Annotated in this window: 12 protein-coding genes and 2 tRNA genes; 10 read left to right on the forward strand and 4 right to left on the reverse strand. The window is 71.0% G+C overall.

All coding sequences use genetic code 11. From position 1 onward, the window contains the following. Positions 1 to 21 precede the first annotated feature (21 nt). Entirely contained in the window at positions 22 to 270 is a 249-nt protein-coding gene (locus tag AB0B14_RS26935) for a hypothetical protein (protein ID WP_357066609.1), read from the forward strand. 130 nt (positions 271 to 400) lie between these two features. Continuing rightward, complete coding sequence (locus AB0B14_RS26940) at positions 401 to 766, forward strand: WhiB family transcriptional regulator (protein WP_328420094.1); 366 nt, start codon at positions 401 to 403, stop codon at positions 764 to 766. 307 nt (positions 767 to 1,073) lie between these two features. Here the strand turns inward: AB0B14_RS26940 and AB0B14_RS26945 are convergent, their stop codons facing one another. From AB0B14_RS26945 to AB0B14_RS26955, 3 genes are all read right to left on the reverse strand, one after another. Beyond that, positions 1,074 to 2,420 (reverse strand): AarF/ABC1/UbiB kinase family protein, encoded by a 1,347-nt coding sequence (locus AB0B14_RS26945; protein WP_357066611.1) that lies wholly within the window; start codon positions 2,418 to 2,420, stop codon positions 1,074 to 1,076. Continuing rightward, the gene (locus tag AB0B14_RS26950) at positions 2,417 to 3,529 is read right to left on the reverse strand and encodes a hypothetical protein (protein ID WP_357524824.1); all 1,113 of its coding nucleotides are present in this window, start codon (positions 3,527 to 3,529) and stop codon (positions 2,417 to 2,419) included. The genes AB0B14_RS26945 and AB0B14_RS26950 overlap by 4 nt, the downstream gene beginning before the upstream one ends. A 186-nt stretch (positions 3,530 to 3,715) precedes the next feature. Continuing rightward, positions 3,716 to 3,886, reverse strand: a complete 171-nt coding sequence (locus tag AB0B14_RS26955) for a DUF5679 domain-containing protein (RefSeq protein WP_167457767.1) — start codon at positions 3,884 to 3,886, stop codon at positions 3,716 to 3,718. 515 nt (positions 3,887 to 4,401) lie between these two features. Between AB0B14_RS26955 and AB0B14_RS26960 the strand changes: the two genes are divergently transcribed. Both AB0B14_RS26960 and AB0B14_RS26965 read left to right on the forward strand, forming a co-directional pair. Further along, on the forward strand, positions 4,402 to 4,932 hold the full coding sequence (locus AB0B14_RS26960) for a M48 family metallopeptidase (protein WP_357524826.1): 531 nt from the start codon (positions 4,402 to 4,404) through the stop codon (positions 4,930 to 4,932). 164 nt (positions 4,933 to 5,096) lie between these two features. After that, positions 5,097 to 5,705, forward strand: a complete 609-nt coding sequence (locus AB0B14_RS26965) for a hypothetical protein (protein ID WP_357524828.1) — start codon at positions 5,097 to 5,099, stop codon at positions 5,703 to 5,705. A gap of 102 nt (positions 5,706 to 5,807) precedes the next feature. Here the strand turns inward: AB0B14_RS26965 and AB0B14_RS26970 are convergent, their stop codons facing one another. Continuing rightward, on the reverse strand, positions 5,808 to 7,028 hold the full coding sequence (locus AB0B14_RS26970) for a zinc-dependent metalloprotease (protein WP_357067187.1): 1,221 nt from the start codon (positions 7,026 to 7,028) through the stop codon (positions 5,808 to 5,810). A 184-nt stretch (positions 7,029 to 7,212) separates the two neighbouring features. Here AB0B14_RS26970 and AB0B14_RS26975 point away from each other — a divergent pair, with 184 nt between their 5' ends. The 6 genes from AB0B14_RS26975 to AB0B14_RS27000 all read left to right on the forward strand — a co-directional run bounded on the left by AB0B14_RS26975 (position 7,213) and on the right by AB0B14_RS27000 (position 13,294). Next, positions 7,213 to 8,226 carry a PDZ domain-containing protein gene (locus tag AB0B14_RS26975; protein WP_357066620.1) on the forward strand — a complete coding sequence of 338 codons (1,014 nt, stop codon included), beginning with the start codon at positions 7,213 to 7,215 and terminating at the stop codon, positions 8,224 to 8,226. 96 nt (positions 8,227 to 8,322) lie between these two features. Further along, entirely contained in the window at positions 8,323 to 11,352 is a 3,030-nt protein-coding gene (locus AB0B14_RS26980) for a UPF0182 family protein (RefSeq protein ID WP_357066623.1), read from the forward strand. A gap of 187 nt (positions 11,353 to 11,539) precedes the next feature. Continuing rightward, complete coding sequence (locus AB0B14_RS26985) at positions 11,540 to 12,049, forward strand: SigE family RNA polymerase sigma factor (RefSeq protein ID WP_357066625.1); 510 nt, start codon at positions 11,540 to 11,542, stop codon at positions 12,047 to 12,049. Then, positions 12,039 to 12,932, forward strand: a complete 894-nt coding sequence (locus AB0B14_RS26990; RefSeq protein WP_357066627.1) for a hypothetical protein — start codon at positions 12,039 to 12,041, stop codon at positions 12,930 to 12,932. Before AB0B14_RS26985 ends, AB0B14_RS26990 begins: the two co-directional genes overlap by 11 nt. A gap of 84 nt (positions 12,933 to 13,016) precedes the next feature. Next, a tRNA-Met gene (locus AB0B14_RS26995) sits at positions 13,017 to 13,090 on the forward strand. Positions 13,091 to 13,217: 127 nt separating this feature from the next. Next, positions 13,218 to 13,294, forward strand: a tRNA-Met gene (locus AB0B14_RS27000). The last annotated feature ends 51 nt before the right edge of the window (positions 13,295 to 13,345 follow it).

Consider the following 13,345-nt stretch of genomic DNA (forward strand, 5'->3'; position numbering starts at 1 on the left):
AACGTGAGGGAGGTGGGTCCCGTGAAGATCTTCACCTATGAGCGTCTGGCGGCGATGCCGTCTGTCTGCGCTCCGCTGTCGACTGTCCGGGTGGCCCTTACGGCCGCACGACCGTCGGTTCCGCAGGTGCACCAGGTTCAGGCCGAGCTGATCCTGGCCGTCGCACCAACCGGAGTCGATGGGACCAGTGGCTTCACGGGCATGGACATCCAGGGCGTCAAGAAGCGCACCAATGTCCGCGGCGTTCCACCTCGAGGTAAACCGGTCTGACCATCAGACACCGGCTCACCTCGAGGCCGCGGAACCCGCTTACCGGGATCCGCGGCCTCAGTTTTTTGCCCCGCCGAAGTACGTCGGAATGCGATCCACGAGATCGATGTGAGAGAGAGGTGACCGGGAGATGAGTCTGGCGTTGGCCCCCCTCGACGTGAGTGTCGAGATGGAGGCGAACCTGCCCTGCCGGAAGTTCGACCCCGACCTGTGGTTCTCCGACTCGCCTGCCGAGCTCGAGCTGGCCAAGTCGCTCTGCGGGGACTGCCCGCTGCGCGTCGAGTGCCTGGCCGGGGCGGTGGAGCGGGCGGAGCCGTGGGGCGTCTGGGGCGGCGAGATCTTCGAGCGTGGCGCGGTTGTCCCGCGTAAGCGGCCCCGTGGCCGTCCGCGTAAGGAGGACGTCGCCCGTGACGCCGAGCTTCGGGTCGAGGCCGAGGCGCGCCTGGCGGCCAGTGGGCTGTCCGAGGTGCGTGGCGCGGTCCGACTGGCAGCCTGACATGTTCCCGACCCGTACCAACTACGCCGGTGTCACACCGGCAGTGAGCGAGAAGACGATGTTCAACCTTCCGAGTGGAGCCTTCGAGATGCAACTACTTCACGAAGCGTTGTCCCGGGCTCGAATGCGCCGGCCTCAGGCCGGTCGTATCACCACGAGCACTGAGGCAACCCGTTCCGCCCGTACCGTCGCCATGAGCAGCCGCAACCAGACGGCTCGCGACCTGGGCGTTCTCTAGATTCACTCCGCGTAGAAGGGCGGGTGCCGACCGGCACCCGCCCTTCGTCACGTCCTCAGCCCGGTGGGCTCACGCCACCGGGGCGAAACCGGGCAGCCAGCGTTCCAGGATGCTGCGGTACGGGGCCTTCGCCTCCAACTGGCAGAGCACCCCGATCGACCCGAGCGTCACCCGGTGGATCAGCAGGTACGACGGCGGCAGGTTGAGCTGCCTGCTCAGCTGGTACGTGGGGGAGCGGGGGCTGGCGAGTCGACCCGCCTCACCCCGCAGCCAGGCCCGGGTGAACCGGAACCCGTCCGCCGCGATGGGCTCCAGCATCGGACGGATGAAGTCGAGCACCCCCTCGGCGTCGATCTCCTCCGCGGAGCCGATGAACCCCTCCGACCGCAGCCCGGCGACCACCCCGTCGGCGTCGCCCCGCAGGGCCAGCGCGGCGATGCGACCGATCGGCTCCGGCGTGCCCTCCGGCATCCGGGCCACCGCACCGAAGTCGATCACCCCGAGCCGGCCGTCGGGCAGCAGCCGGAAGTTTCCCGGGTGCGGGTCGGCGTGCAGCAGCCCCGCCCGCTGCGGCGCGGAGAGGTGCAGGGTGGCCATCAACCGACCCGCCTCGTCCCGCTCCTCCTCGGTGCCCTCGCGGATGATGTCAGCCAGCGGGGTGCCCGTCATCCACTCGGTGACCAGCACCCGGGGCGCCGCGTTGATCACCTTCGGGATGTAGATCTCCGGGTCGTCGGCGTACGCCTCGGCGAAGGCGCGCTGCGACTCGGCCTCCAGCTCGTAGTCCAACTCCTCGGTGATGCGTTCGCGCAGCTCGACCAGGAGCGGCTTGACGTCCAGGCCGGGCTGGATGGCCCGGAACATCCCGCCCAGGCGGGAGAGCTGCTTGAGGTCGGAGAGCAACGCCTCACCCGCGCCCGGATACTGGATCTTGACGGCCACGTCCCGGCCGTTCGGTGCGCCCGACTCGTCGACCCCCGGCTCCCGCCACCGCGCCCGGTGCACCTGGCCGATGCTGGCGGCGGCGGCCGGGGTGTCGTTGAACTCGACGAACAGCTCCCGCCAGTCGGGACCGAGCTGCTCGGCCAGCACCTTGTGCACGCTGGCGACCGGCAGCGGTGGTGCCGCCTCCTGGAGCTTGGTGAGCGCCTGGCGGTAGGGCGCGGCGATCTCCTCCGGCAACGCGGCCTCGAAGACCGACAGCGCCTGGCCGAACTTCATCGCCCCGCCCTTGAGCTGGCCCAACACGCTGAACAGTTGCTCGGCGGTGCGCTGCTGGATCTCCGCGGAGATCACGTCGGAGGCCAGCCCGGTGACGCGCTTTCCCATGCCGAGAACGGTCCGGCCGGCGAAGCCGAGCGGCAGGGCGGCGAGCTTGGCGGTGCGGGACACGGCGCGGCGCGGGATGTCGGTCACTCGGTCATTGTTACCGACCGGAGGGCCCCGCTGCTGCTCTGCGGCCGGGCTGGTGCGGACACTCGCCCCCGCGAGCACGCACACGCCGGGTGTGGCGGCCAGCCCCGACGACGGAAACGGCCGGCGCCAGTGATCTCCATGGCCCCACCCAGCGTCTCCGGCTGCCCGCCGTCGAGCTGTGCCAGTGCCTCGGCGAGCGCGTACCCGATGGCCGCGAACAGCGTCCCGGTCGCGCCGGCGGTCACCGGGTCGGCGGCGGCGATCTGGGCGGCGAGTCGCGGCCAGTCCGGGTCGCGGTCCGCCCGGTGCAGTTCGACGCAGTGCAGGCAGGGCCCGGCGGGTGGGCAGACCAGCGGCCCGATGACCGGTACGCCCTCGCGCAGGGTGATCAGCAGGTGCGGCTGCCGACGTTGGGCGAGACCGGCGGCGAGCAACGCGGGTGGCCGGTCCGTGCCGAGTTGGATCACCAGGTCCACCCGTCTGGCCCGGATCGGCTGGGTGCCCGTACCCGGCGCGACGCGGTCGACCGCGGCCCGCACCGCCGGTGCCAGCGGCTGGCCCAGCTCGGTGGCGGGAATGCCGGTCCCGACCAGGTCGATGGCGCGCACCGGGCCGGGGAGAAGCGGCACCACCTGCCCGACGCCGGATTGGGCCAACGCCACCGTCAGCGGCCCGCCGAGCGCCCCGGCGCCGCTGAGCACGACTCGGGCGATCCGTCGCCGACGCAGCACCTGGGCGGGGGTGCCGGGCAGTCGAGCGGCGGCCAGGGCCAGCGCGCCGGCCTCCGCGGTGAGCCGGGCGCGGACCGGGCCGGTCAGGTCACGGGGGAGCAGGCTGTGCGCGGGCACCAGCAGGCCGGCCGTACGCAGGGCGTCGAGCAGGGTGCGCGCATCGTCGGTGCTGACCTGGGCGGTGGCCGCCTGAGCCAGCACGGCCCGCTCGCTGTGGGTGCCGTCGAGCAGGTCGAGCAGGTGGGCGGCGCGGGGATTGGCCAGCTCCAGCAGCACCGCCGGCCCGGGGCCGACGCCGAGTTGAAGGGTGTGCCGGTCCCGCCAGAGGCGGTGGAGGCCGGGCAGCAGCGTGGGGCGGGGCAGTACGGTGCGACTCATGGTCACGAATTGTGATCACACATTCGCGTTGGGTCGACGGTTGTCCACAGGCGCGCGAGCCTCTGTCCAGCGTTGTCCACAGGCTTCGCCGAGTTATCCACAGCCTGCCAACGAGGCTGTCAGTGACCCGACATGCCACGGGGGCGGGGTGGCCACCGGCCAACCCGCCCCCGTCACTCGTACGGGTCAGACCTTGGCCTTACCCAGGATGCGGTTCACTGTTGTTCCGCATACCGGACACTTGCCCTTGGCCATGTTCATACCGGTCTTCGAGACCTCAACGTGCCCCTCGAAGTCCCGCTTCTCCTTGCACTTCACGCAGTAACCGTTGTAGGTCGTCTGGGCCTGGTCGGCCACGGTGCCCTCCTCGTCTCGTCCGCCGGTCGATGCCGTCCCGGCGGGTTGCCCGGCGGCGGGCCACACGGGGCGCCGGCGCTGGGTCTCACTCCACGGCCACCTTCGTGACCGCTGGTCCGCGGACCCTACCCAGGTCTGGGCGGTTCCATGTCAGCTGTGCATCGACACTGTGAGCAAGTCGACGTCGAGAGTGTGCATGGCGAAATAGGTCGGATAAGTCAGTTTGGCGGGGACACGCCGACCAAACCCCCACAGCCACCCGTGCGAGTGCCCCCGGGGCGGCATCCGGCGTCGTGATCACCTACGGTGGAGAGAGGTGCCGCGCACTGGTGCCGTCGGTGTTCACCAAGGGTGACGAGACGGTGCGATGGCGTCGCGGTCAAGAAATTTTCGGGACACCTGACGACCAATCACCATTTTCCGGGCGCGTGTCGTGTGGTTGACTCTTGCGGACCCCTGGTCAGAGGGCATTAGCTGTCCTTCGTGACACGTAGCCGAGGCTGCGCGGGCCAGTGATGGCGGGGACGCGCAAGCCGGTCGTCGAGGTGCGGCGCAGCCAGCGTCGGCGACGCACGGTGTCTGCGTACCGTGACGGCGAGCGCGTCGTCGTCCTCATTCCGGACCAGTTCTCCCGCGCCGAGGAGAGCGAGTGGGTCGACCGGATGCTCGCCCGGCTCGCCGCCCGGGAGGGGCGCCTGGCGCGCTCCGACGCCGAGCTGCTGGCCCGCGCCACCCGGCTCATCGACCTCTACCTCCCCGGGTACGCCACGAAGGCGGTGCCGGCCAGCGTCCGATGGGTCACCAACCAGAACGGCCGGTGGGGCTCGTGCACGCCTGCCGACCGCAGCATCCGGATCTCGCACCGGGTCCAGGAAATGCCCGACTGGGTGATCGACTACGTGCTGCTGCACGAGCTGACGCACCTGATCGTGCCCAGCCACAACGCCCGGTTCTGGGCCCTGGTCGGTCGCTACCCCAAAGCGGAACGCGCCCGCGGCTACCTCGAAGGTGTCGCCGCCGCCTCCTGCGCCCCGGTCCCGACCTGATCCCACAGCCCGCCGAGCCGCCTAGATCCACTCGCCTTCCTGAATACCGCGCTATCCGGGTCGCCGGGACACCGCGACTTCAATGAAGCCGAGTCGATCATGTGGTCGAGCCGCGCCAGGGTGGGGTCGGGTGGCCGTACGGGACAGGGCGCTAGGGTCGGGGGATGGCGCGACGGGTGGTGGTGGCGTTGCTCGGGCCGGTGCACTGGTCGCCGCCGGGCGTGGACCTGGCGGATTGGCGAGCGGCTCTCGCGGAGGACGTCATCGACCTGCTCGCGACTCTCCACGAGGTGGAGACCGCGGTCGCGGTGACGCCGGCCGATCGTGCTCTGGCCGACGCGCTGGTGTGGCCCGGCACGGCCGTGCACGAGGTGGCCGAGCCGACGCCGAACGCCGTGTTCGCCGCGCTGGAGGGTTACGACCAGGCAGCAGTGCTCGCCGGCGACGTGCCCGACCTGCCCGCACTGACCGTCGGCAAGCTGCTGCGCCCGCTCACCACCCGACCGGTCGCGGTGGCTCCGGTCGAGGGCGGCGGTCCGGGCCTACTCGGGGTGGCTGTGCGGCTGCCGGTGCCGGGTTGGCTCCCCGCCCTCGACCTGGACACGACAGCGGCGGCCGACGTGCGCTCCGGTGCCGCCGCACCGGGGGACGTGGCGGTCACCACCGGGTGGCGACGGCTGCGCGGCCCGGCTGACCTGGCCACGCTGGACCCGGCCTTCGAGGGCTGGGAAGCGACACGCGCTCTTCTCTCGGGCTCGCGCCGACCCACCTGACCAGCCAGTCGCGCCCCCGGGCGCCGAACGGGGCGGGCCGGCCGGTCAGCCGTGCCGGCGGGTGCCCGCTGTCGATCGGGCGGGCACCCGGGCGCTGGCGCGTCAGGGCTTGGCGTCGCCCTCGTCGTCGGTCTTGTCGGGCTGGCCCGGGGCCTTCTCCTCCGCGCCGCCGGGTGCGCTGAAGTCGAAGCTGTCCAGCTCGCTCAGGTCCATGTCGTTCATGGCGAAGGCGACCGGGTCGGCGAAGTCGTCATCCGAGGGGAGCAGGTCCGGGTGACCCCAGACGGCGTCGCGGCCCTCGATGCCGCGGTGCTCGGTGAGCGCGGCCCAGAGCGCCGCGGCCTCGCGCAGTCGGCGCGGGCGCAGCTCCAGGCCGACGAGGGCGGCGAAGGTCTGCTCGGCGGGGCCGCCGGCGGCACGGCGGCGGCGGAACGCCTCGCCCAACCGGACGACGTTGGGCAGCCGGTCGCTGGCGGCGCTGTCCACGACGTGGCAGACCCAGCCCTCGACCAGGGCGAGTGCGGTCTCCAGTCGGGCCAGGGAGGCCTTCTGCGCCGGAGTGTCCTCCGGCGTGAAGATGCCCTCCAGGGCGATCGCCTGCATCGACTCCGGGTCGGTCGGGTCAACCCGGCCCATCGCCTCCTCGATCGCGTCCCGGTTGACCCGGATGCCCGAGGCGTACATCTCGACCGCGCTGAGCACGTGACCGCGCAGCCACGGGACGTGCTGGAACAGCCGCTGGTGGGCGGCCTCGCGCAGCGCCACGTAGAGGCGGACCTCGTCCTCGGGAAGCTCCAGGCCCTCGCCGTACGCGCGGATGTTGGCCGGGATCAGCGCGGCCGTGCCGGCCGGGCCGAGCGGCAGCCCGATGTCGCCGGCGGAGAGCACCTCCGCGGCGAGCGAACCGAGGGCCTGGCCCAGCTGACCGCCGAAGAGCGCGCCGCCGAGGGTGGCCACCATCGACTGCATCGGCCCGAGCTGGGCGCGCGCCTCCGGTGGCACCAGGTCGCCCATCGCGCCGACCATCCGGCTGGCGACCGGGTCGCAGAGCTTGCGCCACACGTCGAGCGTCTTGAAGATCCACTCATTGCGGTTCCAGGCGACCGGTGACTGGATGCCCGACGGCCATGCCGAGGCCGGCTCCAACCACAGGTCGGCCAGGCGCAGCGCCTCCTCGACGGCGTTGCGCTCATACGGTGACACCGCCGGGTCGCCGGCGGCCGCGAGCTGGCTGGCCGCTACCTGCCGGGCCAGGTCCCAGTTGACCGGACCGCTGCCCGGCGCGGAGAGCAGGTGCTGCAACTGCGACATGAACTGCTGCATCTGCGCGGGATCGTTGGGGTCTGGTGGTTGCCCACCCGGGAGCGCGAAACCGAACGGAATATCAGGCACGACGTCTACGGTACGCGGACCGCGCCCCAGGTCGCCGCCGCTGGCGTTGCGCTGAGGGCGAAGTCGCCCGACGCATTCGGCAGGAGGCGCCCGGCCGGTCGGTACGCTCTGCGGCATGAGACGTCGTGGCCTGACGGTCCTGCTCGGTGCCCTGTTCACCGCCCTGCTGAGCATCGGGGTGCTGCGGGTGCCGATCCCGTACGTGGTGCTCGGTCCGGGCCCGACGGTCAACACCCTCGGCACGGCCGACGGCAAGGAGGTCATCCAGGTCTCCGGACGGGAGACCTCGACCTCCGCGGGCCAGCTGCGGCTGACCACGGTGGGGGTGCAGCCCACGGTGCGGCTGCGCGGGGCGATCGCGGGCTGGTTCTCCGACGACGAGGCGGTGGTGCCGCGCGAGCTGGTCTACCCGCCGGGAGAGTCGACCGAGCAGGTCGAGCAGCGCAACGCCGAGGACTTCAAGGCGTCGCAGACCAGCGCGGAGACCGCCGCGCTGCGCGAGTTGGGCTTTCCGGTGCAGGTCGTGATCAAGACGGTGGCCGGGGACGGCCCGGCGGCCGGGACGCTGAAGGCCGGCGACGTGATCACCGCGGTCGACGGTCAGCCGGTGCCGGTGGCCGCGAAGGTCACCGAGCTGGTTCGGGCCAAGCCGGCCGGTACGGCGTTGACGATCGCCTACACCCGCGACGGCGCGCCGGCCACGGCGACTGTGACAAGTCGCGAGCAGGACGGCCGACCGCGGATCGGTGTGGAGATCGATCAGCAGCAGCCGCACCCGTTCACCCTCGGCATCGACCTGGGGGACATCGGCGGGCCGAGCGCCGGTCTGATGTTCGCCCTGGGGATCGTCGACAAGCTGACCCCGGCCGATCTCACCGGCGGCCAGATCATCGCCGGCACCGGCACCATCGACGACGAGGGCACCGTCGGCCCGATCGGCGGGATCGCCCAGAAGCTGGTCGGTGCGAAGCGGGCCGGCGCCAAGGTCTTTCTGGTGCCGGCGGACAACTGCGCCGAGGCCGTCCGCAATCCGCAGCCGGGTCTGCCGTTGTTGCGGGTGGGTTCGTTGGACGAGGCGATGACCGCTCTGGACACGTTGCGCGCGGGGGGTCAGCCGACCCGCTGCTGACCGGTGTGACCGTGCCCCGACACGCTCAGGAACACCCCGTACTCTGGGTGCCTGGTCGGAGCCGATCACATCGAGCGTGCGGAGCCAACAGTGGTCATGCGTAGCAGCAGCCCCCTTCCCAGGATGAGCCGGCGCGGGCGCGTCACCATCGCTGTCCTGGTCGGGGTGTTCGTGCTCTTCACCCTGCTCGGCTGGGGTGTCCAGGCGTGGACGGACTGGCTCTGGTTCGACGAGGTCCGCTACACCGAGGTCTTCACCGGTGTCCTGCTGACCCGGCTGGTGCTCTTCCTCGCCATCGGGCTCGGCATGGCGGTGGTCGTCGGTGGCAACCTCTGGCTGGCCCACCGGTTGCGCCCGCGACTGCGTCCGCACTCGGTGGAGCAGGCGACCCTGGAGCGCTATCGGATGGCGCTCAGCCCCCGACTCGGCACCTGGATCACGCTGGTCGCCGCGGTGGTCGGGCTGTTCGCCGGCCTCTCCGCGCAGAACCGGTGGAACCAGTGGCTGCTCTTCCGCAACGGCGGTGACTTCGGGATCAAGGACCCGGAGTTCGGGGTGGACATCGGCTTCTACGTCTTCCAACTGCCGTTCTGGCGTTACCTGCTCGGGGTCGCCTTCACCGCGGTGGTGCTGGCCGTGATCGGCGCGCTGGCGGTGCACTACCTCTTCGGCGGGGTCCGTCTGCAGGGCATCGGTGACCGGATGAGCAACGCCGCCCGCGCGCACCTGAGCAGCCTGGTCGCGGTGTTCGTGCTGCTGAAGGCCATCGCGTATGTGCTGGACCGGCGGGCGATGCTGCTGGAGTACAACGAGGGTGCCAAGTTGTACGGCGCCGGCTACGCCGACGTCAACGCGTTGCTGCCGGCGAAGGAGATCCTGGCCTACATCTCGATCGTGGTGGCGATCGCGATCGTCGTGTTCTCCAACGCCTGGATGCGCAACCTGGTCTGGCCGGGGATCTCGCTGGCGCTGCTCGGTGTGTCCGCGGTGGCCATCGGCGGCATCTACCCCTGGGCGGTGCAGACCTTCGAGGTCAAGCCGAGCGCCAAGGACAAGGAAGCGCCGTACATCCAGCGCAGCATCGACGCGACGCGGGCGGCGTTCGGGCTGGGGGCCACCCAGACGACCCCGTACGCGGCGAGCAACCTCACCCCACCGGCGAACCTGGCCACCGACACCTCGGTGGTGTCGAACGTGCGGCTGCTCGACCCGCAGTTGGTCAGCGAGACGTACACCCAGCTCCAGCAGGTGCGTGGCTTCTACGACTTCGGCCCCAAGCTGGACATCGACCGCTACGGGGTGAACGGGAAGGTCTCCGACTACGTGGTCGGCGTCCGGGAGATCAACTACGGCGAGCTGACTGACCAGCAGAACACCTGGATCAACCGGCACACCGTCTACACCCACGGGTACGGGCTGGTGGCCGCCCCGGCCAACCAGGTGGTCTGCGGCGGGCAGCCGTTCTTCGTCTCCGGCTTCCTCGGCGAGAAGACCCAGGAGGCGTGCTCCTCGCAGACCGAGCAGATCCCGGCCAAGCAGCCGCGCATCTACTACGGCGAGCGGATGGCGCCCGACGACTACGCGATCGTCGGTCAGGCCGACCCGAACAAGAAGGCCGAGTTCGACAGGCCGGTCGGTGAGGGTGGCGGCGAGTCCTACACCTACACCGGTGAGGGCGGCGTCGAGATCGGGTCCTTCACCCGCCGGCTGCTGTACGCCATCAAGGAGCAGGAGTCGAACTTCCTGCTCTCCGAGGCGGTCAACAAGGACTCCAAGCTGCTCTACGTGCGTAATCCGCGGGACCGGGTGGAGAAGGTCGCGCCGTTCCTCACCCTCGACGGCGACCCGTACCCGGCGGTGGTCGGCGGTCGGGTGCAGTGGATCGTCGACGGCTACACCACGGCGGCCACCTACCCGTACGCCGAGCGGGTCAACCTGCAGACCGAGACCACCGACGAGTTGACCAACCGGGGCACCTTCCAGTTGGCCCGGGAGAACGTCAACTACATGCGCAACTCGGTGAAGGCCACCGTCGACGCGTACGACGGCACCGTGAAGCTCTACGAGTACGACGACACCGACCCGGTGCTCAAGGCGTGGAACAAGGCGTTCGGCGGTGACCTGGTGCTGCCCAAGGCGGACATCCCGGTCGAGTTGACCGAGCACCTGCGCTACCCGGCGGACATGTTCAAGGTGCAGCGCAACCTGCTCACCAAGTTCCACGTGACCAACCCGGGCGACTTCTACTCCGCCCAGGACTTCTGGCAGGTGCCGACCGTGCCGGACGCCCCGGACAGCGGCCAGAAGCAGCCTCCGTACTACCTGTTCACCCAGTTCCCCGGGCAGGAGAGCCCCCGGTTCCAGCTCACCGCCGCGGTCACCCCGAACGGTCGGCAGAACCTGGCCGCCCTGATCTCCGGCTCGTACGTCGACGGGAATCCCCGGCTGGAGGTGCTGGAGTTGCCGGATCAGACCCGGATCTCCGGCCCGGTGCAGGTGCACCAACAGATGACGAACAACGCCAACATCCGTCAGCAGCTCAACCTGCTCTCCAGTAACCAGGCGCAGGTGCAGTACGGCAACCTGCTCTCGTTGCCCTTCGCCGACGGCATGCTGTACGTCGAGCCGGTCTACGTGAAGAGCAACCAGCAGGACGCGTACCCGCTGTTGCAGAAGGTGCTGCTCTCCTACGGTGACGGCGGCTCCTTCGTGGCGCTCGCCGACAACATCAACGACGGCATCAAGCAGTTGGTGGAGCAGGGCAAGAAGGCCGGGCAGGGCACGTCGCCGCCACCGACCACCGGGGGCAACCCGACAACGCCGACGACCCCCACGCCGACGACCCCCACGCCGACGCCGAGCGCCGGCACCGGCACCCCGCCGCCGACGGGTCCGTTGGCCACGGCCGCCGACCGGGTGCAGAGCGCGATCACCGAGGTCCGGGCCGCGCAGACCTCTGGTGACTTCGAGCGGTACGGGCGCGCGCTCAAGGCGCTGGACGAGGCGCTGACCGCGTTCCAGCAGGCGCAGCAGGCCGCCAACCCGACGGGGGCGCCCAGTGGTAGCGCGGCACCGAGCGGCGGCGCGTCACCGTCGCCCAGCGGCAGCCCGAGCGCGGGCGGCTGACCGCAGTCGTCGGCTGCGACTCTCGGAGCCCCCGTCGTCGGACCATCCCGGTCCGCACGACGGGGGCTCCGCTGTCGTCCGGCCGGCTGTCCGCCCGTCGCCGCGCCGAAAAAAGTTCGACCGACCGCAACCTGTGACACCGGCCCGCCGTCCTCAGGTCGACGGTGTGCGACGAGGGGGAACAGTCTTGCGGGACACGCAGAGCTTCGATGACTTCTACCGCGGCACGGCGCGGCGGATGGCGAGGTACGGCTATGCGGTCGCCGGCGATCACAACGAGGCGCAGGACCTGGTGCAGGAGGCGTACACCCGGGCCTGGCGGCACTGGGGGCGGCTGGCGGCACATCCCGCGCCGGAGGCGTGGCTGCGGCTGGTGGTCGCGCGGTTGGCGACCGACCGCTGGCGTCGGCTGCGCGGCCTGCGCGGGGCGTTGCGGTTGGCGGGGCCCCCACCGGCGGCCCCGCCGCCCAACGAGGACAGCGTGCTGCTGCTCCAGGCGCTGCGCCAACTGCCGGCGAACCACCGGCAGGCGTTGGCCCTGCACTACCTGTTCGACATGCCGGTGGAAGAGATCGCCCGCGAGGTCGGCGCGCCCGTCGGCACGGTGAAGTCCTGGCTCTCCCGGGGCCGGGCCCGGCTTGCCGCGCTGCTGCCCGATCTCGCCAAGATGGAATTGGAGACCAGCGATGTCGCGTGAACTTGCCGAGTGGTATCGGCGCCTCGCCGCCGACGCCGATGCCGGTGACCTGGGCGTTCCCGACGTGCTGCGGCGGCGGGCGGACCGGCGGGCCCGGCTGCGCGCGGCCGGGGGTGCCCTCGCCGCGGCGTTGCTGGTGGGTGGCGTGGTGATCGGTACCCAGGTGGTCGCCATGCCGACGCCGACGCCCGTCGCCCCGCCGGCCGGCACACCGACGATTCCCGCGCCGAACGTGACTGCCGGGTCGCCGTCGCCGTCCGCCACGCCGGGCCGACCTCCGGGTACGACCCCCGAGTCTCCGCGGGTTCCCGGCGGCATTCCGGATCGGGCGTTCTTCACGCTCCCGCCGGCCAACCAGACCGGCATCGCGCCGGACTACCGAGACGTGGCCGCGTTGCCGGGCCTGTGCGGTGCCCACCTCCCGAGCGAACCGATCCTGCACCGGCGCACCCGGTCGTTGGTCTTCAAGCTGCCGAAAACGCCCCAGGGGAACGACCCGGACGGCAGCTACGCGCACTCCATCACCGTCTACCGGGCCGGGCGAGCCACACACGTGCTGGAGGAGTTGCGGCGGGCGGTGCGCGACTGCCCCGAGCAGCCGGCACTGCGTCTCCAGGTCCCGCCGGTGCCGAGCAGGCAACGGCTGCTCAGCGACGTCGGGTACGGCGACGAGTCGGTGCTGTTCGAGCTGCGGAAGCCGGCTCAGGACCGCAACGGCGACCCGACCGGCGGGGAGGAGGTCCGGCTGGTCCGGGCGATCCGGGTCGGCGACGTGGTGACCACGCTCTGGGAGAAGGGCTGGGAGACCGGGTCCAGCCCGCGTACACAGGTCGACGCGGACAGTCGCCGCGCGGTCGACGCCGTCGAGGCCTGGCTCGGTTGACCCCGGCGTGCCGGATCGCGATCCGGCGGATTCAGATGTCGTTTTGCGGGGCCCGGGGGTGGTGCGCTACGGTTAGCGAGCCGACGCGGGGTGGAGCAGCTCGGTAGCTCGCTGGGCTCATAACCCAGAGGTCGCAGGTTCAAATCCTGTCCCCGCTACAAAGTGAAGCCCGTCTCCCGCACCTCGGGGAGGCGGGCTTCTTCTTGCGCGGGCGACGCACCCACGACGGGTGCCGACCCCCGGCTGATCATCGCCGACCGGGATGGGTTAGGGTTAACCAGTCGACGCGGGGTGGAGCAGCTCGGTAGCTCGCTGGGCTCATAACCCAGAGGTCGCAGGTTCAAATCCTGTCCCCGCTACCACACCGGCGAGGGCCCGTCCCCAGATTTTTCTGGAGACGGGCCCTCGTTCGT

It is taken from the genome of Micromonospora sp. NPDC049171 (assembly GCF_040648275.1).
Classification (GTDB): domain Bacteria; phylum Actinomycetota; class Actinomycetes; order Mycobacteriales; family Micromonosporaceae; genus Micromonospora.